Annotated in this window: 22 protein-coding genes and 6 pseudogenes; 10 read left to right on the top strand and 18 right to left on the bottom strand. The window is 68.5% G+C overall.

Features of this window, described 5'->3' with window-relative positions:
* Positions 1–9: 9 nt before the first annotated feature.
* The 5 genes and pseudogenes from MUK52_RS33040 to MUK52_RS33020 form a co-directional block, all read right to left on the bottom strand.
* On the bottom strand, positions 10–309 hold the full coding sequence (locus tag MUK52_RS33040) for a hypothetical protein (RefSeq protein WP_284582045.1): 300 nt from the start codon (positions 307–309) through the stop codon (positions 10–12).
* A 587-nt stretch (positions 310–896) separates the two neighbouring features.
* Positions 897–1325, bottom strand: coding sequence for a hypothetical protein (locus MUK52_RS33035; RefSeq protein ID WP_284582044.1), 429 nt, complete (start codon positions 1323–1325; stop codon positions 897–899).
* Positions 1326–1674: 349 nt separating this feature from the next.
* Positions 1675–2085: pseudogene (locus tag MUK52_RS33030) on the bottom strand (hypothetical protein); the annotation flags it as partial.
* 100 nt (positions 2086–2185) lie between these two features.
* Positions 2186–3139 (bottom strand): annotated as a pseudogene (locus tag MUK52_RS33025) (IS481 family transposase).
* Positions 3140–3773: 634 nt separating this feature from the next.
* On the bottom strand, positions 3774–4925 hold the full coding sequence (locus MUK52_RS33020) for an SMI1/KNR4 family protein (protein ID WP_284582043.1): 1152 nt from the start codon (positions 4923–4925) through the stop codon (positions 3774–3776).
* Positions 4926–5310: 385 nt separating this feature from the next.
* On the opposite strand from MUK52_RS33020, the gene MUK52_RS33015 reads away from it, so the two are divergent.
* Positions 5311–5772 carry a hypothetical protein gene (locus tag MUK52_RS33015; protein ID WP_284582042.1) on the top strand — a complete coding sequence of 154 codons (462 nt, stop codon included), beginning with the start codon at positions 5311–5313 and terminating at the stop codon, positions 5770–5772.
* On the opposite strand, the gene MUK52_RS33010 is transcribed toward MUK52_RS33015, so the two are convergent.
* Entirely contained in the window at positions 5757–6572 is an 816-nt protein-coding gene (locus tag MUK52_RS33010) for a hypothetical protein (protein ID WP_284582041.1), read from the bottom strand. The two genes, MUK52_RS33015 and MUK52_RS33010, sit on opposite strands and share 16 nt — an antisense overlap.
* Here MUK52_RS33010 and MUK52_RS33005 point away from each other — a divergent pair.
* The gene (locus MUK52_RS33005; RefSeq protein WP_284582040.1) at positions 6565–6687 is read left to right on the top strand and encodes a hypothetical protein; all 123 of its coding nucleotides are present in this window, start codon (positions 6565–6567) and stop codon (positions 6685–6687) included. The two genes, MUK52_RS33010 and MUK52_RS33005, sit on opposite strands and share 8 nt — an antisense overlap.
* Positions 6688–6922: 235 nt before the next feature.
* Complete coding sequence (locus MUK52_RS33000) at positions 6923–7516, top strand: hypothetical protein (RefSeq protein WP_284582039.1); 594 nt, start codon at positions 6923–6925, stop codon at positions 7514–7516.
* Here the strand turns inward: MUK52_RS33000 and MUK52_RS32995 are convergent.
* Both MUK52_RS32995 and MUK52_RS32990 read right to left on the bottom strand, forming a co-directional pair.
* Positions 7403–7834 (bottom strand): DUF4259 domain-containing protein, encoded by a 432-nt coding sequence (locus MUK52_RS32995; protein ID WP_284582038.1) that lies wholly within the window; start codon positions 7832–7834, stop codon positions 7403–7405. The two genes, MUK52_RS33000 and MUK52_RS32995, sit on opposite strands and share 114 nt — an antisense overlap.
* A 59-nt stretch (positions 7835–7893) precedes the next feature.
* On the bottom strand, positions 7894–9495 hold the full coding sequence (locus tag MUK52_RS32990; RefSeq protein ID WP_284582037.1) for an ISL3 family transposase: 1602 nt from the start codon (positions 9493–9495) through the stop codon (positions 7894–7896).
* A gap of 286 nt (positions 9496–9781) precedes the next feature.
* Between MUK52_RS32990 and MUK52_RS32985 the strand changes: the two genes are divergently transcribed.
* Positions 9782–10531 carry a transposase family protein gene (locus MUK52_RS32985; protein ID WP_284582036.1) on the top strand — a complete coding sequence of 250 codons (750 nt, stop codon included), beginning with the start codon at positions 9782–9784 and terminating at the stop codon, positions 10529–10531.
* Positions 10532–10642: 111 nt separating this feature from the next.
* Here the strand turns inward: MUK52_RS32985 and MUK52_RS32980 are convergent, their stop codons facing one another.
* From MUK52_RS32980 to MUK52_RS32970, 3 genes and pseudogenes are all read right to left on the bottom strand, one after another.
* Positions 10643–10972 carry a hypothetical protein gene (locus MUK52_RS32980; protein WP_284582035.1) on the bottom strand — a complete coding sequence of 110 codons (330 nt, stop codon included), beginning with the start codon at positions 10970–10972 and terminating at the stop codon, positions 10643–10645.
* A gap of 107 nt (positions 10973–11079) precedes the next feature.
* Entirely contained in the window at positions 11080–12351 is a 1272-nt protein-coding gene (locus MUK52_RS32975; RefSeq protein ID WP_284582034.1) for a transposase, read from the bottom strand.
* A 364-nt stretch (positions 12352–12715) separates the two neighbouring features.
* Positions 12716–12907, bottom strand: a pseudogene (locus tag MUK52_RS32970) (ISL3 family transposase); the annotation flags it as partial.
* Between the two features lie 350 nt (positions 12908–13257).
* Here MUK52_RS32970 and MUK52_RS32965 point away from each other — a divergent pair.
* Positions 13258–13533 carry a hypothetical protein gene (locus tag MUK52_RS32965; RefSeq protein ID WP_114059513.1) on the top strand — a complete coding sequence of 92 codons (276 nt, stop codon included), beginning with the start codon at positions 13258–13260 and terminating at the stop codon, positions 13531–13533.
* Between the two features lie 8 nt (positions 13534–13541).
* Here MUK52_RS32965 and MUK52_RS32960 read toward each other — a convergent pair whose 3' ends face one another.
* Positions 13542–15143, bottom strand: a complete 1602-nt coding sequence (locus MUK52_RS32960; RefSeq protein WP_502963646.1) for an ISL3 family transposase — start codon at positions 15141–15143, stop codon at positions 13542–13544.
* Positions 15144–15368: 225 nt separating this feature from the next.
* Here MUK52_RS32960 and MUK52_RS32955 point away from each other — a divergent pair, with 225 nt between their 5' ends.
* Complete coding sequence (locus MUK52_RS32955) at positions 15369–15842, top strand: nuclear transport factor 2 family protein (protein WP_114059445.1); 474 nt, start codon at positions 15369–15371, stop codon at positions 15840–15842.
* A 291-nt stretch (positions 15843–16133) separates the two neighbouring features.
* Here MUK52_RS32955 and MUK52_RS32950 read toward each other — a convergent pair whose 3' ends face one another.
* From MUK52_RS32950 to MUK52_RS32940, 3 genes are read right to left on the bottom strand one after another with little or no spacing between them, the layout of a single operon-like run.
* On the bottom strand, positions 16134–16481 hold the full coding sequence (locus MUK52_RS32950) for an integrase core domain-containing protein (RefSeq protein ID WP_350206573.1): 348 nt from the start codon (positions 16479–16481) through the stop codon (positions 16134–16136).
* Positions 16442–17020 carry an IS3 family transposase gene (locus MUK52_RS32945; RefSeq protein WP_284582032.1) on the bottom strand — a complete coding sequence of 193 codons (579 nt, stop codon included), beginning with the start codon at positions 17018–17020 and terminating at the stop codon, positions 16442–16444. Before MUK52_RS32945 ends, MUK52_RS32950 begins: the two co-directional genes overlap by 40 nt.
* Positions 17017–17316 (bottom strand): transposase, encoded by a 300-nt coding sequence (locus MUK52_RS32940; RefSeq protein WP_284582031.1) that lies wholly within the window; start codon positions 17314–17316, stop codon positions 17017–17019. Before MUK52_RS32940 ends, MUK52_RS32945 begins: the two co-directional genes overlap by 4 nt.
* Before the next feature lie 64 nt (positions 17317–17380).
* On the opposite strand from MUK52_RS32940, the pseudogene MUK52_RS32935 reads away from it, so the two are divergent.
* Positions 17381–18057, top strand: a pseudogene (locus tag MUK52_RS32935) (site-specific integrase); the annotation flags it as partial.
* A gap of 48 nt (positions 18058–18105) precedes the next feature.
* Here MUK52_RS32935 and MUK52_RS32930 read toward each other — a convergent pair.
* Positions 18106–19284, bottom strand: coding sequence for a barstar family protein (locus MUK52_RS32930; protein WP_284582030.1), 1179 nt, complete (start codon positions 19282–19284; stop codon positions 18106–18108).
* Positions 19285–19372: 88 nt separating this feature from the next.
* A pseudogene (locus tag MUK52_RS32925) lies at positions 19373–19615 on the bottom strand (Tn3 family transposase); the annotation flags it as partial.
* 75 nt (positions 19616–19690) lie between these two features.
* Here MUK52_RS32925 and MUK52_RS32920 point away from each other — a divergent pair.
* The 3 genes and pseudogenes from MUK52_RS32920 to MUK52_RS32910 form a co-directional block, all read left to right on the top strand.
* A pseudogene (locus MUK52_RS32920) lies at positions 19691–20359 on the top strand (IS982 family transposase); the annotation flags it as partial.
* A gap of 541 nt (positions 20360–20900) precedes the next feature.
* The gene (locus MUK52_RS32915) at positions 20901–21080 is read left to right on the top strand and encodes a hypothetical protein (protein ID WP_284582029.1); all 180 of its coding nucleotides are present in this window, start codon (positions 20901–20903) and stop codon (positions 21078–21080) included.
* A gap of 521 nt (positions 21081–21601) precedes the next feature.
* The gene (locus MUK52_RS32910; RefSeq protein ID WP_284582028.1) at positions 21602–22240 is read left to right on the top strand and encodes a hypothetical protein; all 639 of its coding nucleotides are present in this window, start codon (positions 21602–21604) and stop codon (positions 22238–22240) included.
* Here the strand turns inward: MUK52_RS32910 and MUK52_RS32905 are convergent.
* On the bottom strand, positions 22237–23148 hold the full coding sequence (locus MUK52_RS32905) for a hypothetical protein (protein WP_284582027.1): 912 nt from the start codon (positions 23146–23148) through the stop codon (positions 22237–22239). The genes MUK52_RS32910 and MUK52_RS32905 overlap by 4 nt on opposite strands.
* Between the last annotated feature and the right edge of the window lie 88 nt (positions 23149–23236).

The raw sequence follows: 23236 nt of genomic DNA, 5'->3' as shown, positions 1-23236 counted from the left end.
CCCTGGCGCTCAGGTTTCTTCGTTCTTCACCCCCCACACGGGATATGCCCGCCCGGTGCCATGGCAGTGGCGGCACGATCCGTCGCCTCCGGAGGAGCCATGCGCGTTGATGTTGTCGACGGCATCGCGCAGGAGCCGGGCGAGGCCGTCGACGTGACCGGCGTGGAGGGCGAGCCGGTGGCGCTTGCCGACCATGATCTCCAGCGCGGTCCCGGGCGTGGCAGTGCCCAGTTCGTAGGTGATGTCGCGGGTGAGCGTCGTGATCAGTTTGTGGAGCCGGCTCGTCGTCTCCCCGCCTGACAGCTCCACTCGCGCGGTGAAGGCGATGTCGTCGGGCTGGGTGAGGGAGAGGAACGCGGCGGGGTGGTCGAAGGGGGCGAGTCGGCCGACGGGCTCGCCGTGGGCTCCGTGGAAGGAGGCAAGGGCATGGCCACATGTCTCCCGGGAGGCTCGGCACGAGCCCGGCGTAGGACTGCTTGTTTCGTCTCATGGCTCCGGTGTACGGCCGTGAAGCGGCCTCGGCCGGCTCCGGGCCGCCGCGTCCCAGACGGTGCTGCCACGACCTTGGGAGGCGTCCCGTCCTGCGGCCCGGACGCTGGGCAAGCCCTCCGTGGTGAGGGCTTGCCCAGCTGGGCCGTGACCGGTCAGCGCGGCCGAGCGTGACCGGTCCGTCGCTCGCGATCGATCAAACAGCACGTCAGCGCCGTGACCGGTCCGTGCAACTCCCGAACGGCCGGTGACCGGTCATCGGTCACCGGCTGGCACGCCCGCGTCTTGGGGCAGGGGCTGCCGGTGACCGATTGACGCCGCCTGGCCCGCCCGGTGGGGGTGGGCAAGCCGGTGCCCGGGGGTGGCTTGCCCAGGCTCCCCTTGGGCTTGCCCGGCGGGCGTCGCGGTCAGCTGCGGCGGCGGAAGAGGCCGCGGCCGGGCCGGGCCGGCTCCCGGTCGTCCTCGAGGAGCGGCGCTGCGGCCTGGAGGCGGGCGGCCTGCTCGCGGGCGACGTCGTCGGCGTGGCAGGTGCCGCACACGGTCAGGTCCCCGGCCGTCCAGGCGCCGCCGCGCGCGGTGGTCTCCTCCCAGCGCTCGTCGGTGAACTTCTGCCCGCACCGGCTGCACACCGGGCGCTGCGCCTCCCGTTCGTCGGCCCGGCGCTGTGCCACCCGCTTGTCGGCGCGGGCCATTTGGGCGCGGTAGAGGGCGTCGCCGTCGGGGTTGTCGAGCGCGGCCGTCAGCATCTGCTCGCCGGTCCGTCCCAGCCGCCGCCACACCGCCCCGTCGGCGCCGAGCTCCTGGAGCTGCTCCAGGGTGGTCACGACAACGGGCACCGCCTGGCCGTAGTCGAGCGCGGTGATCCCCCCGCTCGAAGGTGTCGTACCGGCGCGGCGCCCAGTAGCGTCGGCCGGCCTCCTCCAGCACGGCGATGGTGTTGGCGACCTTCGCCTCGGTGGTGTCCGCGAACACGAACGCCACCGGGATCAGGCCCTCCCTGCCGGTCGGAGGGTAGACCCGGCGCCACAACCGCTCCTCGTGGTCGACCGTGTCGATCGCGTCCGGCCGGGACCGGACCAGGTCCACGGTGCGCTTGTCCGCGCCCTGCGGCAGCAGCCGGCCCCACTCCCAGTACCGGTGCAACTTCTGCACCAGCTCGTGGGCGTCCTCGGTACGGCGGTCGACTTCCACCAGGAGCACCGGCACCCCAGCCGCCGGTGCCCGCACCACCAGGTCCGCCCGCTGCACGAAGTTGTTGCCCAGACGGTGGCCGATCTCGGTCTGGAAGCCGAGCCGGTGGCCGATCCCGGCCCGGTGGAGCTCGGCGGCCGTAGAGGTGACCGCCGCGGCGTGGTCGTCGTATCCGGTGCCGAGCAGCTCCCCGGTGTCTGGGTCGTACGTCGCCTCACGCAGCACCGACACTCGTATGCCCTTCGGCTCCAGCAGCTGCTTCGCCTCGCGGTGTCCGCGCTTGGTCAGCACCCACACCTGACGCTGGTCCTCCTGCACCGACTCGATCCTCACCAGGTGGTGGTCCTCCAGATCCAGGAGGTTGTCCCTCGTCAGCTTGTCGTGCTTGTTCTCCGGACGGGTCAGCTTCCATAACTGGTCGGGCGTAGCCTTCTGGAAGATCCCCAGCGCTTGCAGCAGTTCCCGGCGCCTCGGTCCGGTCGAAGTCCTCCTGTGCTTAGGACGCCTAGGTGTATTGCCCTGTGAGGTTGGGGACGCGGCTGGCGGGTGGTTTGCCTGCGAGCGCGGTGTGTCCGCGGTGGTGATTGTAGGTGTGCAGCCAGTCGGGGAAGGCGTCGCGTCACTCCTGTTCTGACCGGTAGGGGCGGGCGTAGGCCCATTCGTCGAGCAGGGTGCGGTTGAGGCGTTCGACTTTGCCGTTGGTCTGGGGCCGGTAGGGCCGGGTTCGCTTGTGGGTGATCCCGGCCGCTGCCAGCGTGTCGCGCCAGGTGTGGGACTTGTAGCAGGCGCCGTTGTCGGTCAGGACCCGTTCGACGGTGATCCCGACGCTGGTGAAGTAGGCGTGTGCCCGGGTCCAGAAGCCGGTGGCGGTCTCTTTCTTCTCGTCGGTGAGGATCTCGCTGTAGGCGAGGCGGGAGTGGTCGTCGACGGCGGTGTGGATGTAGCTGTAGCCGGCGTTCTTGCGGGTCTTGCGGCCGGCCTGGCGGCCGAGGACCTTGTGGCCGCCGCCGTCGGGGATGTTGCCGAGTTTCTTGATGTCGACATGGACGAGTTCGCCAGGGCGTTCGCGTTCGTAGCGGCGGATGTTCCGGCCGGTCGCGCGGTCCAGGTGTGTCAGGCGGGCCAGGCCGAACCGGGTCAGGACTCGGTGGACGGTAGAGGGCACCAGGTCCAGCAGGTGGGCGATGCGGGCCGGTCCCCACCGTCGCAGGATGCGGACCTTGATGATCCGGCGCTCGGTGCGGGTCGGGGTCCGGCGGGGGCTGTGACGGGGCCGGCTGGAGCGGTCGGCCATGCCCGCCTCGCCGGAGGCCCGGTAGCGGGCGGCCCACCGCTGGGCGGTCGTGGGCGCGACCTGGAAGCGTTCGGCGGCCCGCCGCAGCGGCCAGCCGTCCTCGACCACGCAGCGGGCCAGACGCAGCCGTCCGGTCTCGGTCAGGGGTGCATTACGGTGGACCACGAGGGCCTTTCTGGTCGGTGTAGACGTCGCAATCCACACCGAACCCGGAAGGCCCTCACCCGTTCAAGATCCCTCGGCCGAGACCTGCATCACCCGTCCACAACCTCCCGGGACAGAACACCAGGTACATGAGGGTTGTCGGACCTGCGGCGACCCCTTGCCCGCCCGGTCTGACCTGCGGATACGCCCCGCTGGGCGGGACGGGGCGCGGAGGGGGTGACGGAGGGGACCACGGAGGGGGTCTTCCGGGCCTGTTCGGGGGTCTGTTCGGGCTCGTCAGCGGTGCTGGCCACAGGTGCTCCTGAAGGGGTGAAGGCGGGCCTACCCCGCCATTCACCTGCTACAGGTAGGTTTTTCGCCTCCGGTGTGACGCCTCCCTCGGAAAACCTCTCCGCCGTGACCGCATCGTGATCAACTGTGACTGGTCACGTTGGTTGGCGGCCGGGTGTTGGTGTGTTCCCTGGCCGCAGGCTTGCTGGCCAACGTGGTTGGCGATCCCTGGCCGTTGTAGTCGGCGGGACGCGGGCCGAAACGGCCGACTGCGCGCACGAAATCGCTGCTCACTGTGGCTGAGCGTTTCATCTGGCGGGGCCCGCCAGATGAAACGCTCATGGGGAACCGTAACTCTCTGGGGTCAGCCCTGGTCTTGGGCGTATTGAGCTGCGTGCCAGCTGGAGTCGATGGCGGGGTTGCGCAGGGTCCCCCAGAAGCGATCGTCAGGTATCGGTGGCAGTGGCGGGTTGCCCAGGTCCGCGTGCAGATCCGTACGCCAGTCGACAGTGAGGCGGCCGCGGATGCTCGCGCTCTCGCACACGGACCTGTAGGGCGAGCCCCAAATCCCGTGCACCATCTTCTCCGCGGCCCACCGGCGAGGAGAGTCTTGGTGAGTATCCGCCTGAACGATCACCGTGCGCAGCCGCAGGGCGAGCGGGCCGGTTTGTTCTGGAGGTGGCGGGGCGTCGCCCCGTTCAAGCGCGTCCAGGACCGTCTCGATCTCCTGGTACTTGTTCAGGCCCGTTTCGACGGCCACTCTGCGCAGCTGCTTGCGTGCGGCTTCGGCCACCTGCTCACGTGGCAGAACCGCGAGGAGCGCCCCAAGCTCCTCCAGCCCATCCAGGGCTCCGACGTGGAGGACATCGGTGGGGCCGCAAGACAGGTCCAGCTCCGGCAACTGCTCATCCGGCCCGGGAAGGGGGTCGTCGGCACTGCCCCAGTCCGGGCCGGGAGGCATGGCCCACTCCCAAAACAGTCGGCCGTTGAACGTGACGGCGCCCCCGCCCTGGCCGCTCTCCAGCTGGCCGGCCAGCTCTTCCAGATACCTACCCAGCGAGTCGGCCCGTCCGAAGTCCGTGCCGGTCTCGTCGAAAAACCGCCCGATGGCACCGTAGGAGCCCTGCCCACGGCGGCAGTCGACCGTGAGACCGTCAGATGTCACCCCGTAAGAACCGAACTTCAGGTAGCCGTCGATCCAGTAGTACTCAGCGGCCTCCTCGTCCAGGTCCTCGGCGATGTTGCGCATCCACTGCGTGTCCTCGACGATCTCACCCACTCCGAGCAGCCGGTCGTGTGTGCTGAAACAGAACGCGTCCGCCCCGTCCAGAGCCCCGTTGTGCCGGAGCAACGACGCGACCAGGTCGGGAGGAAAAGTGACGCCCAGAACCTCCTCCGCTGCCACGATCTCCTCACGCCCAGCGGGCGGCCTCAACGTGGCGAAGGTGCGAGGCGCGTGCTCACGCAGCCAAGCATCGATGCGGTCCCATGATTCCTGGACCAGGTCATTTCTCATGGGCTGACCCTAGAGACAGCCACTGACATCAGCTTGATCGCGGCCCACCGGCCGCCACGGATAGCGGGGGCACCCGTCAGGCCCTGTTCAGCGCCTGGCTTGCCAAAACTGCCACTCCACCCGTTAACTCTGCTGCTCACTGGTCAGGTGATGGGCTCAGTCTCACTCACGTGTTCGTCGGCACCAGGCCCGCCAAGTACGTGGCCAGCCGCCGCCAAGCTTGTCCGGTCACATCAACGCGGAGGGGGAGAGCTCTCCCCCCTCGGCGCCGGGCTCTGTCCACAGGTGCGCCGTTCGAGCATCCGTTCGTGGCCGCCGTGAACCGCATGGCGGCCCGTACCGGAGGAGCCGTCATGCCCGAGACCCCGCCCTGCCGCTCGCCCCGATGACCCCGCACGCGGCGATCAGCGCGTTCAGCCACCTCCGCGCCGTCCAGGCCCAGGACGTCGAGGCCGCCCGCGAGTTCGCCGGCGTCGCGCCGCGGATGGCCGAGCTGCTCGTCGACGCCGTCGAGCGGATCGTCGTCCCCGTCACCGCCCTGCCCGGCCCGGAGGCCGGCGAGCCGACCACGGAGATGTTCGCTCTGGAAGCCCTCGGGCAGGTCCTGGTGTCCACCCTGCGAACCTGGGCGCAGGCCGGGCCGGAGGCCGAGGAGGGCATCGCCTGCGCCGTCATCGACTTCGTCCTGCAGTTCCTCACCGACGACCACGAGGACGTCGCCGAGGTCCTGCGCCAGCTGGAGGCGGTGGGAGTAGGCCAGGCCTTCGCCGCCCACCCCGCACCGGACGGTGCCCTGTCCATCGAACAGGGACTCCCTTTGCCACAACGCACTCAGCCGATCGGCTGACGGGTCTCGGCCCGTACCTTCAGTGCGGTTTCCGCGATGCGGGTGAGGTCGACGGAGTCGGGGGCTTGCTGGGAGATTTCGGCGGTGGCCACCCCGATGGAGGCGGCGGTGTTCTCGTCGGCCCAGGCGCACATCGGCAGGGTGGTCTCGGCTCCGCCCTGGCGTGTGGTCAGCACCTGGCAGGACAGTGTGGTGTCGGAGCCGGGAGGCGTGACGTCCCTGGCGGGAACCGCCACTTTTGCGCTCTCGCTCTTTGCCGCGCCGGCCATCATCTTCTTTCGCGACGCCGCGGGGTCCTTGAACTGGCCGTATATTCCGGAGATGACGAGGACGCCGGGCTGTGTCGGTGAGTCGGCCGTATACCGGGCCGCGACGGCCTGGGGGTTGCGGGTCTTGGGGTCGTAGCTGCCGTCGATCGCCTGCTTGCCCGCCGTCTGAGACAGATCCTCGTCCAGCTTGTACTGGCCGTTCAGCAGGGTGCCGGGAACAGTGATCTTGTGCTTGGTCTCAGGGAACCCGGCCCCACTTGCGTGGTTTGCAGCCTGGGAAGCGTGCTTCAGTACGAATAGACCCGCCAGGACCGCCACGGCCGTGGCAAGGCCTATCCATACGGGCTTGCCGGACCGGCGGGCTTGCGGCTGCATCGCGATCGGAGGCTGCCCCCAGGCTGCCTGCGCGGGGTAGGGCTGCTGCTGTGTGTAGGGCAGGGGAGGCTGACCGTAGGACTGCTGACCGTACGGATGGGGCTGCTGCGGGGGGCCGTACGGGCCGGAGGAGAAAGGAGGAGGTGACGTGCTCATGCAGCGAACGCTACGTCAGTTCTGGACCAGAATTGAGCCGACAGCGACGAATGGCTCGACTCGCATCGGCGAGCTGCTGAACGACTACAAGCGGGCCGTCGAAACCTGCCGCTGATCCCTCCTCCGGCCGGCCGGGCGCCTGTCAGTGGTCCAGGCCGGCTGCTGGCTCACCGCGAACTCGGGCGCTACCGGCCAACTGGGCATCACGTGGTCAAGTACGGATCAAGATCTCACCGATTCGCCGGTTTCGTCTCGGGGGGAGAAATCTTTGGCCGCTGTCCACAGGCCGACGGGCCGATCCTCTGGGACGACGCCGTGAGTCGCACGGCGGTCATCGTGAGGAGAGGTTCATGCCGTACCTGATCCCGACCCGTACGCCGCTGACGCCCGAGCAGGTGGAGCAGGGCTTCGACTACCTCCTGGCGCTGCAGACGGGTGGCGGTACCTACGCCGCTGGTCGGGTGGAGGCGACCCCTGGGCTGGCGTTCATCCTGCTGCGGCTTGCCGAGGACCTCATCTGGCCCGTCACGGCCGTGGACGGAGAGGCCGCCGACCTGTGCGCGGACTCTTTCGTGCTGGACGAGGTCGGGTGCGTGCTGCTGTCCGCGCTGCGGAACTGGGCGCGCGACTCCGCCACCACGGCGGTGCCCGGCATCACCCGCAGCATCATCCGCTTCATCGAAAACGTCATCCCCGAGCCCGACGACCACGGAGACACCCACGCCACCCTGGAGGCGATGCGCGACGAGCACCTGGCGCTGGCGCACGCGGCGCTGGCTTTGTTCACGGGTTATGGCTCTGGCTCAGCTTCCGTGCTGAGTGACGCTCCGTTACAGCTGGACGTCGAAGAGAGCGATGGACGGGGGTGGCGGGGCAAGCACTGCGCGAAGGCGCGTCAGTTTGACTCGCCACTGCTTCCAGTCCTCCGGGTCGACCCAGTTTGAGGCTGGCCCATCCTCGTCGTCGACGATGCGGGCGAGGGCTTCGTCGGCGAGTACCCGAAGGTCGGGAGGGAACACGGGCATGGGCTTTTCCGGGCCGTAGGACATGTCGACGGGTTCGCCTCCTGGGCATTGCGCCCCGATCAGAGCGGCGGCGGCCACCGCCTCTTCCGCTTCCGTGAGATAGCCGGTTGCGTCGATCGTCCGGACGAGGACGCCTCGGATCAGGGCTTCACGCGCCTCGGGCTCGGCTTCGTCGAGCGCGTTGGCGAAGTCCCCGGCTGTGTCGTTGTCGAAGGGACCGGTATCCCAGGTGCCCATGCTGATCTCCTTGCGTATGGTCGCCCGGATCCTCGCATCAGGCACTGACACCAACACGACTACGGGGCGAGCAGGACCCGTTTGCGAAGAAGGCCGAAGCCTGCGCGGCCGAACATCTGGCGCTTGAGCATCTTGATCCGGTTGACGTGTCCTTCGACGACTCCGGAGTTCCAGGGCAGCGTCAGGCCGGCGATGACGGCGTCGCGGTCCCGGTCGATGCCGGCCGCGAGAGTGTGGAGGCTGGGCAGGTCGTGCTGGCGGACGGCGTCGAGCCACTGAGGGAGTCGTTCACCCTGGCGTTCGGTAAGCATGTGGGCGAAGGACCGGACGTGACCGGTCAGGGCATCGAGTTCGGGGCAGTTGGCCAGGACGGCCTTGAGCCGGAGCTGTTCGATCTCGGTCAGCGTCTCGGGTCGGCTGAGGATCCATCGCGTCACCACGCGGGGTGCCGACGGTTGCGCGGTGCCCGGCCGTGGCGAGGTGCGCTTCTCTCGCAGGTAGGCGCTGACCCGGCCGTAGCTGCCGCGATAGCCGATGGGAACGATCTCCTCCCAGAGCTTCCAGGCGTTGGTGCAGCCCTCGTCCCAGCGTTGGTCCAGGTAGGGCTTGTACTCGTCGAGGACGGAGGTCCTGCTGTGCTGCCACTGGCCGCGGAAGAGATCTTCCGGCTTCGCAGCGTCGGCGAGGCTCTTGACGGTGCGGTGGGTCATCTGGAGCTGACGCCCGATGGAGCGGCGGCTGTGGCCGGCTTCCAGCAGCGCGTGGACCGTGGCATGCCGGGCTCGGACGCGGTTGGCGAACCGCTCGCTCCGCCATGGCGAGTCCGTCTTCTCCTCGGGCGGCGCGGGTTCGTCGGCCTTCGCCACGGGATCGGGGACCAGAACCCGAAGGCACTGGCGGTGGCGGGCCACCGCACGCTCAGCGGCTTCCCCGAGGTTGTGCCATAAATGCCAGCGGTCCGCGACCTGCGTCGCCTGGGGTGCCCCGGCTGTGGCGCCTTCCGCGAAGAACGGCGCGCGGTCCCTGCAGACGACCTCGATCCCTGGCCGCTCGGCGAGCCAGGCGGCCAGGCTTGATGCCTCTCGATCAGGCAGGAGATCGATCGGTCGACGGGTCTCGACGTCCACCAGGACAGTGCCGTAGCGGCGGCCCTTGCGGGTGGCGTACTCATCGACGCCGACCACCCGAGGAATCGGCACCTCCGGCTCGGGCAGCGCCTCGACCAGGCGCAAGACCGTGCTCCGGCTGATGGACATGCCAAGCACGGCAGCCAGGCGGGCGCCGGCTCGACCAGCCAGGGCGAGGCCGACGGCGGTCAGGATGGAACGCAGTCGTTCTGTGCGCTGGCCGTGTCTGCGGGTGAGACCGGATATCTGCTCCACGAACGTCCGACGCGGGCACTTGGTGTTCCCGCACCGGAACCGCCGGACCCGCAGCTGGAGTACGACGCTTCGTCCGGCGCTCGGGACATCAGCGAGAAACCGCAGGTAGGAGCTGTGAACCCGGGTCGAGCAGACTCCGCATTCCGGGCAGGCGGCGCCGGCCGTGGTGCACTGCGCGTCAAGGCGCACCTTCTCCACGTCCACGTCCACCGACCGCACCGCGATGTCCGCGATCGCCGGGAACAACAGCGCCTTCAGCTCGGGTGCAACGTCGTCCACGACCCGGACTGTCAGCCCAGCGGCACTGACCACCGTCCATTTCCGGGCGACTTCGCATACCGCCCGGAGACGCTCAGCCGTCAGTCACCGTGGCCACTGCACGAAAGCTGAGCCAGAACCACTTGAGGTTCTGGCACAGATCTTGGGGAGTGGTCACAGATGGTGACAGTGAGCTCTTTCAGAGCGGCCACTGATCGGGGGACGGGCCAGCTTCCCGCAACGCACGAGGCTCCTGTGCTGTTGAGAGAGGTGTTCGACGTCTCAACTCATCAGCGCAGGAGCCTCGTTGGTTCCCTATCCTGCCGCACTCGACCTGCCCCACGCCCTGGTCGAGTGGGTAACCATGCTTTTCGTCACCCGTGAGGGTGACCGCCACTGCAAGCTCCCGCCTCACCAGCGTGCTCTCGTCGCCCTGGTCTACCTGCGCCGGCACGACCCGCTCGCGCAGATCGCCGCCGGTTTCGGCATATCCGTCGGCACCGCCCACGCCTACGTCAACACCGTCGTCGGCCACCTCTCCCGCCGGGCGCCCGGCCTGCTGCGGGTCCTGCGGGAGACCGATCCCGAGCACGTACTGCTCGACGGGACGCTCGCCGAGTGCGACCGGGTCGGCGACAGCCGGGCCGACTTCTCGCAGAGGCACCGCCGTCACGGGGTGAACGTGCAGGTCGTGGCCGATCCCGCGGGCAGGCTGCTGTGGATCTCGCCCGCACTTCCCGGCCGCACCCACGACCTGACCGCGGCCCGCACCCACCGCATCATCCGGATCTGCGAACGCCAGGGCGTTCCCGTTCTCGCCGACCGCGCCTACATCGGCGCCGGCTCCTGGGTGACCACGCCGGTCAGACGGCTCCCGCACCAGGACCCCACCGCGACTCAGCAGACGATCAACCGGGCCCTGTCGGTGGCACGGGCGCCAGTCGAACGAAGCGTTGCGAGACTGAAGTCCTGGCGCATCTTCCGTCGAGCCCGCTGCAGCCCCAACCGCATGAGCGTCATCGCCGCCGCCGTCCTCACCCTGGAGAGGCAACGCTGAAAACGCTCAGTGTCATTCGATGGAAAACGGGAGTCATGAGTCCGGATACGTGAGTGCAACTTGGTCACCAAGCCGCGGTCGCAAGCGCCTACGGCGCCGTGTGCCCCTGCACTATTCAGGGTGAAGAACGCAGGGGATCCCCGCCAGGCTTTCGTTCAGCTCCCGAGCTCCCAGGGCGAGGCGTTCGTCAGGATCCCGCGTCAGCTCCTCACAGAGTCGCATCGCGTCGTCGCGGTCGCTGGCGTAGATGGCAAATGCATCGCGGACCGCGGTGTGGATCCAATCGCCATGGTTCGGGCTGGCGATTGCCAGCGCGGACGCGACAATCAGCAGTCCAGCCTTGTCCTGCCGTCGAAGCAAGGCTTCTGCGGTCACCCGTGTGACAAAGGTGTCTTCGCGGTCGAGCACCAGCTCCAGCAGCGGATCGACAGCCTCCTCCATTTCGGCAAAGCTCGCCAGACCTCGACCAGCGTCCGCCCGGTCCCCAGAGTCGCTGCTTCGCCCGAGTTCGCCAAGGGCCACGACAGCAGCACGCCGCAGGGCACTGTTCACAAGCTTGCCCACCCCTCCCGCAAATTTCGGCAAAAGTAGCACGACGGCCCCCACGGCCGATCGGGGGCCTCCACGGCGACTGCCCACCGCCAGTGGGGGAAACTCAGCCTCCAACCGGCTCCGTACTCACTGGTCAGCCCCACTCGCGAACCCCCGAGTGGGCACCCTGTCGGGATTTGCGCGACCGGCTTCGAAGGCGTCGACCAGCGGCAGGGGACACTTCCGCGAGAAGCTACTGAAGCAAGATCATCTTTTCGGAGCAGTTCACATCCGGCTCGACCGTAGAGCTGTCGCTTGATCTTCTTGCTCCGGTTCACGGCACCCTCGATGCTGCCCGAGCTCCAGTCCAGGGTGAGCCCGGCCGTCACGGCGTCAAGGTCCCGGAGCAGGTGGAGTGCGAAGCCGGTGAGGCCGGGTTGGCTTGCGTCGACTGCGTCGATCCAGGTGGGGAGCCTGGCGCCGAGGCGGCCAGTGAGTGTCTCGCCGAAGGCGCGGACATGTCCGGCAGCGGTGTCCAGTTCGGGGCAGCGTGCCAGGACATCCTTGAGGGCAGCGTGGTCGGCCTCGCTCAGCGCGGTGGGGTGCCGGGTGAGCCAGCCGGTCACCTGGCGCACCGTCGGGGGCCGGGGCGGCGCGCCGGCCGGAGCCCCGCGGAGGGTGGCGATGTGGGCGCGGACCATTTGGTGGGTGACGGGTGCGTTGTCGGCGACGAGTTCCTTGTGGAGGTGGGTGACGCTGGTGCATCCGGCGGTGAATCGGCGCTCCAGGTAGGGCTTGTAGGGGTCCAGCCTGCTGGGTCGGGGCCGGTTGTCGCGGATGGTGTCCTGCCAGCGTGCGGCGTTCGCGTACCGGAGGACGGTGTTGAGGCCATAGCCCAGGTGCCGGGCAATCGCCCGGCGCGAGTGACCTTGAGCAAGAAGTTCGTGGACCAGGGCGTGCGCGGCCTTCTTGCGCTCAGCCCGTCGGCCGACGGGCGCCGGGTCGTCCTGCGGTCGGCCGGAAGTCAGTCGGGGGGCCTCCGGCAACATGCTGCTGGGCGAAGTGTCGCGCAGGCAGTCGCGATGGGCGGCAACGCAGGTTTCCACGGCTCGGCCGAGGCCCTGCCACAGGTGGAACCGGTCGGCGACCTGCAGAGCGTCTGGGGCACCGCGTCGTGCTCCCTCGGCGTAGGCGCCGGCCCGGTCCCGGCAGAAGATCTTCACTCCGGGGTGGCGAATCAGCCAGGCGGCCAGCGGCCCGGCCTCGCGGGTCGGGAGCACGTCGACCACGTTGATGGTCTTCGACGCTGGTCAAGACGGTGGAGTAGGTCTGGCCGCAGCGGATCGCGAAGTCGTCCACGCCCAGCACGCGCGGAGTACCGCACTGCGGATCGGGCAATGCCATGACCCTCCGTAACAAGGTCATCTGGCCGGCTCCGAATCCCAGCTGGGCCGCCAGCCGGGCGCCGGCCCGGCCGGCCAGCGCGAGCCCCACTCGCTCCAAGGCGTGGTTGAGCCGCGTGGTGAACCGTGCGTGCGGGGCAGCCAGCTGCGAGAACGGCTCTGCGAACGTCCGGCGCGGGCAGTCCGCCGACCCGCAGATGAAGCGCCGGACCGTCAGCAGGATCACAAAGCCCTGCTCAGCGAGCGGAAGGTCCTTCAGCCTGCGCTGGTAGCGGTCGTGGACTCGGTCCGAGAAACGGCCGCAGTCCGGACACACAGAGCCGGCCGCGCGACCTCTCGCCGCCACCTCGACCGTGCCGAACGCGGCTGTGACCGCCTCGACATCCACATCGTCGATTCCGTCGAACACCAGCGAGTCCCAGAACGGTGCATCGGTCTGCATGACCAGCACCATCACCGGCCACAACCAGCTGCAGCAGCGGCCGACAGACACCTGAGGGAGCGTCAATTTTAACCGTCGGATGACAAGGCGTACGCCGTCTCACACGAACCCGCCTCCTCACAATCGAACATCGAGGCCACCTCCGCGACCGCTCCCCAAGCTCTGTGCCAGAACCGAGAACGGAAGTCGTTTGTCGATGAGCGCGGGAGGCACCCCAAAGTCGACCAAGTCGATGTTCACGAGTTCGGGTTCTGGATCACTTTCCGTGGAGGGCTGACTGAGTGTGATGTCGGTGGTGTGTGGTGGGATGGCCGGACTCTGCTGTCCTGACCTGCTGGGAGACCGCGTTGATGCCCGTGTACTCGTCTCTGACTCACGCCCTGGCTGCAGCCTTGGTTGATGTCCTGTGGTTCATCGAGGGCAGTGATGACGAGCAGATGGATCCGGACGATGCCGTCAAGGTCCTGGAGGGTGTCGCCCACCTGGTCAGCCAGCTGTCGAGCGACCAACGGAACGAACTGATCGGTCTGCTCGGGACGATGGCTGAAGCCGAGTCTGACCCCGCGCGGCGGGAGTTCCTGGAGGGGTTTCCGGAAGGCTTCAGCCTCGTTGATGATGCGGTCTGACCTGCGCATCACGAGTAGAGCAAGACGCGCTTGCGGAGAAGACGAAAGCCGGCCCGGCCGAACATCTGGCGTTTGAGCATCTTGATCCGGTTAACGTGGCCTTCGACGACCCCGGAACTCCAGGGCAGGGTGAGGCCGGCGACGACTGCATCGCGGTCACGGTCGATGCCTGCGGCGAGCGTATGGAGGCCGGGGAGGTCATCTTGCCGGACGGCATCAAGCCACTGCGGCAGCCGTTCGCCCTGGCGCTCGGTGAGCATCTGCCCGAAGGGGCGGACGTGGCCAGTGAGGGCGTCCAGTTCAGGGCAGTGGACCAGAACGGCCTTGAGCCGAAGGTGCTCCGTCTCGGTGAGGTTCTCCGGCCGACGGAGGATCCATCCGGCGACGACCCGGGGTGACGGTGGCCGAGCCGTGACGGGGCCTGGCGAGAGCCGCTTCTCCCGGAAATAGGCGCGGACCCGCTGGTAGCTGCCCTGATAGCCGAGCGGCACGATCTCCTCCCATACCCTCCAGGCGTTCGTGCAGCCTTGGTTCCAGCGGTCATCCAGGTAGGGCTTGAAGGCGTCGAGTTTGGATGGCCGGCCCTGCCACTGCCCCTGGAACAGTTCCTCCGGGGTGGCTGCGTCAGCGAGGAGCTTGACGGTGCGGGAGGTTATCCAGAGTTGGCGGCCGATCGCCCTCCGGCTGAGCCCGGCGGCGAGCAGTTCGTGGACGGTGGCGTGGTTGGCACGGGTGCGGTCAGCGAAGCGGTGTCCCCTCGGCCAGGGCGAGCCGGAGGGGTCTTCGAACTTCTCCGGCTCGGGGGCAGGCTGGGCTGGATCTGGCGCCAGAACCTGCAGGCATCCGCGGTGGTCTGCGACGCACCGCTCTGCAGCCTCGCTCAGGTTGTGCCAAAGATGCCACCGGTCCGCGACCTGCACCGCCTGCGGCGCCCCAGCCGTGGCACCTTCGGCGAAGAACGGTGCCCGATCGCGGCAGACCACCTCCACCCCGGGCCGTTTCGCGAGCCAAGCCGCGAGGCTGGACGCCTCACGGTCGGGCAGCAGGTCCACTGGACGCCGACTTTCGACGTCGACCAGGACAGTCCCGTAGTGACGCCCTTTGCGGGTCGCATACTCATCGACACCGACCACCCGCGGGGCTGGAACTTCGGGGTCGGGTAACGCTTCGACCAGCCGCAGCACAGTGCTGCGGCTCACGGACACGCCGAATACGCGCGCCAGGCGGGCACCAGCCCGACCGGCAAGCGCGAGGCCGACCGCGGCCAGTGTCGACCGCAGGCGCTCGATCCGCCGGCCGTACCGACGGGTCAAGCCTGGCAGCTGTTCCGCGAAGGTCCGTCGCCCGCACGAAACGACCGGGCAGAGGAACCTGCGGACGCGTAAACAAAGAGCGACCCGTCCGCCTCCGCTGGGCACATCAGCTGGAAACCGCAGGTAGGAGCTGTGAATCCGCCGTGACCAGATCCCGCATCCGGGACAGACGGCCCCGGGTACCGTGCTTCGGGCCTCTATACGTACCGCCTCGTCGTTCACGGTCACGGACAGCACCGCCACGTCGGCGATCGACGGGAACAGCAACTCCTCCAGTCGGAGCACCATTTCTTCCACGGGCCGAACTGCCAGCTACACCGCACCCGGTACGGGCCAGTTCCGGGCAAACTTCCCCAGGGCCCACTCGCCCCACAACCGTCACGCAGCGTTCATGCTCCACCGGAAGCTGAGTCACGGATCGGCGGGCGGCCACGAACGGGCACGGTGGAGAACATCAGCCCGGAACCGGAGCTCAGCTTGGGTGGGGCTGCCTCAGCCGGGGCGACCTGATATGAGTTGATCATGAATGCTGAAACTCTTGCCCCGATGGAACGCCTACTCGCAGAGCGGGCTTGCGAGCGGCTGGTCGTCGAGTTCGTCCACCGGCTCGACCTCGGGGACCCGGGCTCGGTGGCGGAGCTCTTCACACAGGACGGCATCTGGGAATGGCCCGCCGGCGACCGCCGCATCGCGGGTCACGACGCCCTGCGCACCTACTTCGGCAACCGGCCCGCAGACCGACTCTCACGCCGCATATGCACCAACATCCTGGTCAACGTGACCTCTGCGGACACCGCCTCCGCCGCCACCTACTTCACCACGTACCGGGTCGACGGCTACAGCGAGGGCCTCATACCGCCGCGGCCCCCGGTTCAGGTGGGTCACTACGAAGACACCTTCCGCAAGGTGGACGACACCTGGCTGCTCACCACGCGGACTCTCTTCCTCTCCTTTGCCGGTCCCACCGAACGCCTCGACGGGCCCGGCCAGTCATGATCACGGCTCCCAGCCGACCGAGAGTCCTGCGTCACGGGGAGTGACACTCCACAGAAGTTGCGCCAGAACCCGAGTTGGGAGGCACCCGCCGCTGAGGCGATGGGTACATGTACTGGGGTGCCCAGACTCCAGTGGCCGAGCATCGTGGAACGTGCTGCCGAGATCGTCACCAGCTACCGCCAGGTCGGTGGCTGCACGCTTCGCCAGGCGTTCTGCCCACGGTTTGAGGCTGTCTCAGCGAACGGGTAATCGCGTCGCTGAAGTTTCCCCGTGATCTTGGACACTCGTTCGTTATGCCGCGTGGGCGTGTTGATGTCGCTGTCTGGTCTCGGCCGGTGTGAGGTAGCCGAAGATCTTGTGCTTGCGCAGGCGGCGGCGGTTGTAGAAGGTCTCGATGAAGGTGAAGACCTCGGCGCGGGCGGTGGCCCGGTCGGGCCAGGTCCGGGTTCCGATCTCTTCCTTGAGCAGGGCCCAGAAACTCTCCGCTGCGGCGTTGTCGAAACACGATCCGGTACGTCCGCAACTCTGTCGTAGCTCCAACTGGTCTATTCGGTCGCGGAATTGAGCTGAGGTGTACTCGCTGCCGCGATCGCTGTGGATCACGCATCCGGGCTCCAGACCGCCTCGGCCATGGGCCATGTCGAGGGCGTCGACGACGAGCTCGGCCGGTGGTGGTCGGCCATGGCGTAGCCGACGATCTCGCGGGTGGCCAGGTCGAGCCAGCAGGCGAGGTAGAGCCAGCCCTCGGCCGTCGGGAGGTAGGTGATGTCGCCGACCAGCCGGGTGCCGGGGCGCTCGGCGTGGAAGTCGCGGCCGATCAGGTCCGGGGCCGGCTTCGCCTTCACATCAGGCCGGGTCAGCGAGCGCCGCTTGCGGCGGGTGACGCCGCGGATGTCGCGCTCGCGCATGACGCGGGCGATGCGCTTGCGGTTCACCTGGTGCCCCAGACGCCGTAGTTCGGCATGGATGCGCGGGACGCCGTAGGTGTGACGGGAGACGATGTGGATCACGGTGATCTCGTGCACGAGTGCGTCGTCGGCCGCTTGGCGGGCCCGGCGGGCGGCCTCGCCCTCGCGCCAGGCGTAGTAGGAGGAGCGGGTCACGTGCAGCACCCGACACAACAGGACGACCGGGTAGTTCGCCTTCTCCGCGTGGATCAACCGGTACAACACGGTCACCGGTCGCTCTCCTTCACGAAGAAGGCCGTCGCTCTTTTCAGGATCTCGATCGTCTGCTGCTGTTCGCGGTTCTCCTTGCGCAGCCGCCGCAGTTCCTCGCGCTCGGCGCTGGTCAGCTCGTCCGGGGCGCCCTCGCCCCGGTCGGCCTTGGCCCGGCGGTACCAGCCGCGCAGGGACTCGGAGCTGATGCCGAGTTCCCGGGCGACCGCGGTGACCGTCTTGCCCGAGGAGTCGACGAGCGCGATCGCGTCCCGCTTGAACTCCTCGGTGTACCGCTTCGTGTACTTGCTTCCCACCTGGTGCTACTTCCTCTGGAACCTCAAGCCCCAGTCTCCAGGTGTCCACGATCAAGGGGAAGCTTCAAAGCGGCTGCCGTCGCCGAACTCGGACACTCCGGTGTGCTCGAAGTTGGCGATCGACCGGCTGGTCGCTCGTCGGGGCATCCACCTGCGGGAGAAGACGCTGTGGCGGATGCTCTACGAGACGTGCGCCCGCTCGGAGGAGGTCTTGGAGGTCAACATCGAGGACTTGGACCTGGCCGGCCGCCGCTGCCCGGTGAAGGCGAAGGGCGCCCAGCCCAAGGTCCGCCGCCGCGGCGGCACCCGCAAGGACTACAGGCTGGAGACGGTCTACTGGGACGCCGGTACCGCCCGGCTGCTGCCCCGGCTGCTGCCCCGGCTGCTCAAGGGCCGCACCCGCGGCCCGTGTTCGTCACCCACCGCCGTCCCGGCCCCGGCAAGATCGTCAGCCCGCGCGACGTCTGCCCGGACACCGGGCGCGCCCGCCTCTCTTACGGGCAGGCCCGCGCCCTGCTGGACGAGCAGACCGCAGTGCGCGGGCCGGGCACGGGCTGGGACCTGCACGAGTACCGCCATTCCGGCCTGACCCATCTCGGTGAGGCCGGGGCCAGCCTGCTGATGCTGATGGCGAAGTCACGGCACAAGAAGACGGAGAACGTCCGCCGCTACTTCAAGCCGTCCCCGGAGGCAATCGCCAAGGTCACGAGCCTGCTCGCGCCCGGCAACAGCAGGCGCTGAAGTCCGCTCGGCCTGTCCCGGAGTCGTATTCACTCGGGCGCATGCGGCTCACCGGAGCACGACCGTGACGCCGCACCGTTCGAGGAGCCGCACGATGTCCTCGAAGTAGGAGAGTCCGTCCTCCGGACCCTCCACCACGTCCGCCAGCGCGCGGCGCGCGATCTCGGAGTCGTGCCAGGTCAAGGTGAACGGCGGGGCCACTCCGAATCCACCGCCCAGGCAGTCCTTGAACGCGTTCCACTCCCGGCCGAAGTAGCGGCCGGGCCCGAGTAGGGCCTCGGCGATCGCGCAGTGCAGCCCGGGAACGTCCGTGACGAACCGGCCGTCGAGGTGGTAGTCGCCGCCGGAGTGGTCCGGCCGGGGCGCGGACACCCGCCAGGCACGGGTGGTGAGGTCCAGCCACGCGGCCCTGCCCTGCGAGTCGTACGGCGCCCACAGGTTGGACTCTGCCGGCGGGCCTTGATACCACTCTGCCCAGATCGGGCGGGCCGCCGGCGATGGCCGATCGTCGCCACCATCGGTAAGGGTGATGTCGACGAGCGTGCCGCCAAGCACGGACGGTCGCGCTCCGGTGATGGCCAGGCCCACGGTGCGGGAGGCCATCACGGCCCCATGACGATCCAGAACCAGGAGGTAGGCCCAGTCCCGCTCCGACCGACGGGGCCGCCGCAGCGCCGCAAGCAGGGGCTCCGAAGGCTCGCAGCCGATCAGCTCCATCGGAACAGGGGCCGGGTCCGCTCGCGGTTTGAACAGGCCGTCCACGGCGGAGCACCGACCTGCACTCGCCGCAGCGACCGTCGTCCCCGCGAAGAGCTCGAAGCGCGGCGCCGCAGGCAGTTCGAAGAAGCTCTCCTCGCTGCTGACGGCGGCGCCGAGCACGATGTCGTACCGCGCCGGATCAACCGAGTGGGGCAGATGGGCCACCACGACCGCATCGACGAGAGTCCACCACTGCACGGGCTTCTCGTCGTCCCAGACCTCGACGCATACGTCGCCCAGACCTCGTAGCGAGCCGTGGGGCTCGGCCAAGACCTCGCTCAGGAGACCATCGGGGCGACATCCACGAAGGGTGAGAACCTCCCGTGGCGGCGGGACCGGGTCAACGAACAACCCTTCGACGCCCGCGCACCTCGCCCAGAGCTGTTCCACCCCGTCTTCGTCCTCCTGAACCAGGAGGAACTTCACCGGAAAGCGCCGGTCCCACCTGGTGAGATCTGCGATGCGCACCCAACCCCCGAACATGTGAACAACCGTTGCGCCTACGATACGGACCCGCCTGGCCCGGGAAAGACGGAGAACGGTTGCTCGCCCCCGATCATGTCTCGTCGGCGGCGCTCAGATCGCGCAGGGGACGCAAGCCGCCGGGCAGTTCCGGCAGCTGGAACGAGTACCGGCCGAGCATGTTGACGTGGTGCCGCACGAACGGAGAGAGCCGGGCGACGTCCTCGTCACGGACGTCGAAGCCGTCGGCGCGGAGCTGGGCGATGGCGGCGTCCATGTACCGGGTGTTGAAGAGCACCAGGGCGTTGAGGACGAGGCCGAGCGCGCCGATCTGGTCTTATCCGAACTAGATGAATGAGTCCGATGTCCGTGCTGGTCGCGACCATGGCGAAGGACGCCCGTTGGTCAGTGTGTGAAGACAAACCTGGACGCCCTTCTGGCGGCACTGTACGTGTTCATCGACGACCACGTGGCGCCTTGTCGCCGGATCGGGCGACCTCCGAAACTGACGGACGCCGAACTGCTGTGCCTGGCCGTCGCCCAGGTCCTGCTCGGTTTCCCCTCGGCCCGGCACTGGATCCGCCTCGCGCACGCCCGGCCGGGGCACCTGTTCCGCTACCTGCCCCAGCAGTCCGCCTACAACAAGCGCCTCAACGCCGCAGGTCCGCTGGTCAGCCGCGTGATCGAGGCACTGGCCCGGCAGGTCCCTACCTGGCACGACGACCTGCGGCTGATCGACTCCACCCCACTGCCCTGCGCGGCCTCCCGCGAGACCGTCAAACGCTCCGACCTGGCCGGACATTGCGGCTACGGCTACTGCCGCAGCCACTCCCGCTTCTTCTGGGGATTCCGCCTCTACCTGGTCACCGCCGCCGAGGGCATGCCCGTCACCTGGTGCCTGGCCAACCCCAAGATCGGCGAACGGGAGGTGATGGCCGCGCTGCTGGAACGCGACCACCACCTCGTCCGGGCCGGGCAGGTGGTCCTGGCGGACAAGGGCTTCGCCGGGAAGGAGTTCGAAACCTTCGTCAGCGAGCGCCTCGGAGCCCATCTCGTGCGGCCGGACCGCAAGGACGAACCCCCCGGCCCGGCCAGCGGCAGCACGTTCTCCCACTGGCCTCCCGCCGCGAGACGGCACTGCGCCTCGAAGAGCGTGAGCAGGTAGAAGCGCAGCGCAACGCCCCTGGGCAGGAGCAGCCGAGTCAGGAGCGGCCCGCCTTCGACGGGTTTCACCAGGTCGCTGCGCACCACGATGTGGGCGGGCTCCCGGCCGCCGCTCCAGAAGGCCTTCAGCGTCCCGTTCGCCGCCCCGGTCGAGCCGGTTCTGTCCATCTGCTCCAGTCGGCGCACCCGCCGCTCGTTCGCCACACGCGCATCAGCCACAGAAGTTCCCCCCGCTTTGATCCCAACGTTTTGATCCGCACAAGAGATTACTAATCACTAAGTGGTCTGGGTGCGGATCAAAGCGTTGCCGGATTGCCGGAGAAGCGGGTCGGAACGGCCTGATCATCAGTACAGGGCCTTCTTCGAAGGCCCTGACGGCCCGCCGTTCGCACCGAAAGCGAACGGCCCCGGGGGGCAACCCGGGGCCGTCTCAGTTCAAGCACTCACCTGGGAGCCTAGTGGAAACCAACACCAACGAGAACGCCGCGAACCGCCCGGAGCCCCTGCCGCAGCGGTGGGCCATCATCCTCATCGGCGGCTTCGTGGCCGGCGCCGCCGTCTTCGTCCTCAGCGGCGCGCTGGCCGCCCTCGGGGCCGCGGCGGCGACCGTCGTGGGGCTGCACCAGCTCATCGCGTAGCACTGCGGGTGGGTGCACGCCGCGGCGTGCACCCACCCAGCCCCGGGGGTAGTTCCGCAGGTCGAAAGCGCGGCCTGCCGCAGCGATGCAGAGAGATGACCCTGTTGACCCCAATAGGTCTAACTGGCGCCGAGCTCTACGGCCGATGTGCTCAGGCCTGATCAGGGGAGCCCCCGAATGGTGCTGGGTGGCTACAGCGGGGTTGGGGCGCCAGGCCGTGGTGAAGGGGAAGTCGTTGTTCACCCAGAGCACTCCAGCCAGGTCTTGGGGCATGAGCCAGCGCGGCGGACTGCTCGGGTCGATCTCGACAGGCCGCCCGATCGAGGAAAAGCCGAGGCCAGTTGGTTGGACCCAACAGGGTTGACCCCCGTTGGTTCCAACGGGACCGGTATCCCGGCGGGGTGACCAGCCCGAACGCCTGGGGCCTTTGGTGAGACCTCGCGCACGCGCGCGTAGGACTGTCACCTATTGCGCGAAAGAGCCCGCGACGGTAACTGCTACGGTCCGTACGGTCCGCCGTCATGAGCACACGACGCACCCCTCGCCGCCGCGGCCGGCCAAGCATGCTGAACCCCGACCGGATTGACACCATCGGCAACGTCCTGGGCGTCGGTGTCTCCGTCGGCGACGCGGCGGCCGCCGTCGGGATCGCCCGGGGCACCCTCTCCCGCTGGCTCTCCCGCGGCCGCGACGCCGCCGAAGCCCGGGAGGACGAGGAGCGGCCCGACCCGGCAGACGACCTGTATGTCGACCTCTACATGCGGGCGTCCCAGGCCCGGGCGCGGATGGCGCTGCGGGCGGTGAAGGGAATCATGGACGCGGGCATGGGTCAGACCGTGGTCCAGGAGCAGGTCCTTACGTGGATCGACCCCGATACGGGGGCGGAGGTCACTCAGCGGCAGACCCGCTACCTGCGGGCCCAGTGGCGGGCGCTCGCCTGGTGGCTGGCCCGGACGTTCCCGGAGGACTACGGCCCCAACGCCAAGTCCTTCGAGCAGCTGCTCGACGAGTACGCCGGACGGCATGCCCTCGGTACGTCCGCGATCGACTCCGCCCCGGACGTGACCGCTCTCGCCGAACGCCTGGCTGCCACCCTGACTAGCACCTCCTCCCCAGTTCCCCTCCCTGCTCCCGGGACCGGCACGGCCACGTTCCCCTAGGCGTGAATGGCCACCTCAATGGGGTCGGCCTCCAGGCCCCGCAGGAGGCTGACCGCCAGCATCACCGCGATGGTGGCATTCACCAGGGTGTACTGCGTCGGTCCAGTGGCGTGCGCGGTGGCGTGCCGGCTGAACGAGGCCGGTACCGACGTAGTCCAGGTGAAGCGCTGACACGCCTTCTCGAAGGGAGCGAACAGGGAGGCGACCCGGAACCTGCGGACTGTCTGCTCCTCCTCGGCCTTCGGCAGCCCCGTCAGGTCCTTGTACTGGAACCACTTTGGGTTCGACTGCAGCGAGGGTGTGGCCCGGATGAGGCCGCGCACCGTCGTGTCCCACACCGATGCGGCCAACGCCTGTGCGCCGCAGGGGTGCCCGTCCTCGGCCATGTCCAGGCAGGCCCGCAGCATGGACACCTGCTCAGCGAACTCCGGGCGCTCCACCTCGTCCAGCGCCTCCCGACAGGCGGTCCACACGGCCTGGTGGTGCGCCTCAAGGATCGTTCGACGCACCTGCGCGTCCGGAGCGTCAAGGAGTTCTCGGACGATATGGGAGGGCGGTACCCAGGCCAGAGGTATGCCCTCCTCCTTCATGACGGGGATCATCTCCTCGTACCGGCCCGACAGCCCCGACCAGTTGCCGGGGAGGGCCTTCTCCACATGCGTCTCCGCGTGGCGAGCAATCCGGTCGAGGGTTTCACCCAGACCGGACCAGGGCGACAGCTCCTTGAAGAGGACAGCCATACGGTCCTCAACGGGGTACGCCTCCTTGAGAGCCGCTTTCACCTGATCTATCAGGCCACCAGGCGTCAGAGGGCCACCACCGGAGAGCGCGCCCAGCTCTCCGATCGTCAGCGGTCCATCGCCGTGCTCCCCGGCGGGCGTGGTCGTCTTGTCGTCCTCGTCGTTCATCACGCAATCATCCGCGGCCCTGCCGCCGACGCCCAGTCGTTTCTCTTCACCGCCCCGCGAGGTCGCACAGCCCGGAGTGGGCGCGGCC

This window comes from Streptomyces sp. 2P-4 (genome assembly GCF_030167965.1).
GTDB classification, from domain to species: Bacteria; Actinomycetota; Actinomycetes; order Streptomycetales; family Streptomycetaceae; genus Streptomyces; species Streptomyces globosus_A.
The sequence above is the reverse complement of the archived record's forward strand: the minus strand, read 5'-3'. Positions and strand labels throughout refer to the sequence as shown.

Bases quoted from the DNA above. Each gene is read 5' to 3' on its own strand.
- MUK52_RS33020 (WP_284582043.1), bottom strand. From the start codon at position 4,925: ATGAGAAATGACCTGGTCCAGGAATCATGGGACCGCATCGATGCTTGG.
- MUK52_RS33015 (WP_284582042.1), top strand. From the start codon at position 5,311: ATGACCCCGCACGCGGCGATCAGCGCGTTCAGCCACCTCCGCGCCGTC.
- MUK52_RS33010 (WP_284582041.1), bottom strand. From the start codon at position 6,572: ATGAGCACGTCACCTCCTCCTTTCTCCTCCGGCCCGTACGGCCCCCCG.
- MUK52_RS33000 (WP_284582039.1), top strand. From the start codon at position 6,923: ATGCCGTACCTGATCCCGACCCGTACGCCGCTGACGCCCGAGCAGGTG.
- MUK52_RS32995 (WP_284582038.1), bottom strand. From the start codon at position 7,834: ATGGGCACCTGGGATACCGGTCCCTTCGACAACGACACAGCCGGGGAC.
- MUK52_RS32980 (WP_284582035.1), bottom strand. From the start codon at position 10,972: ATGGAGGAGGCTGTCGATCCGCTGCTGGAGCTGGTGCTCGACCGCGAA.
- MUK52_RS32965 (WP_114059513.1), top strand. From the start codon at position 13,258: ATGCCCGTGTACTCGTCTCTGACTCACGCCCTGGCTGCAGCCTTGGTT.
- MUK52_RS32955 (WP_114059445.1), top strand. From the start codon at position 15,369: ATGAATGCTGAAACTCTTGCCCCGATGGAACGCCTACTCGCAGAGCGG.
- MUK52_RS32950 (WP_350206573.1), bottom strand. From the start codon at position 16,481: ATGGCCCATGGCCGAGGCGGTCTGGAGCCCGGATGCGTGATCCACAGC.
- MUK52_RS32910 (WP_284582028.1), top strand. From the start codon at position 21,602: ATGAGCACACGACGCACCCCTCGCCGCCGCGGCCGGCCAAGCATGCTG.
- MUK52_RS32905 (WP_284582027.1), bottom strand. From the start codon at position 23,148: ATGAACGACGAGGACGACAAGACGACCACGCCCGCCGGGGAGCACGGC.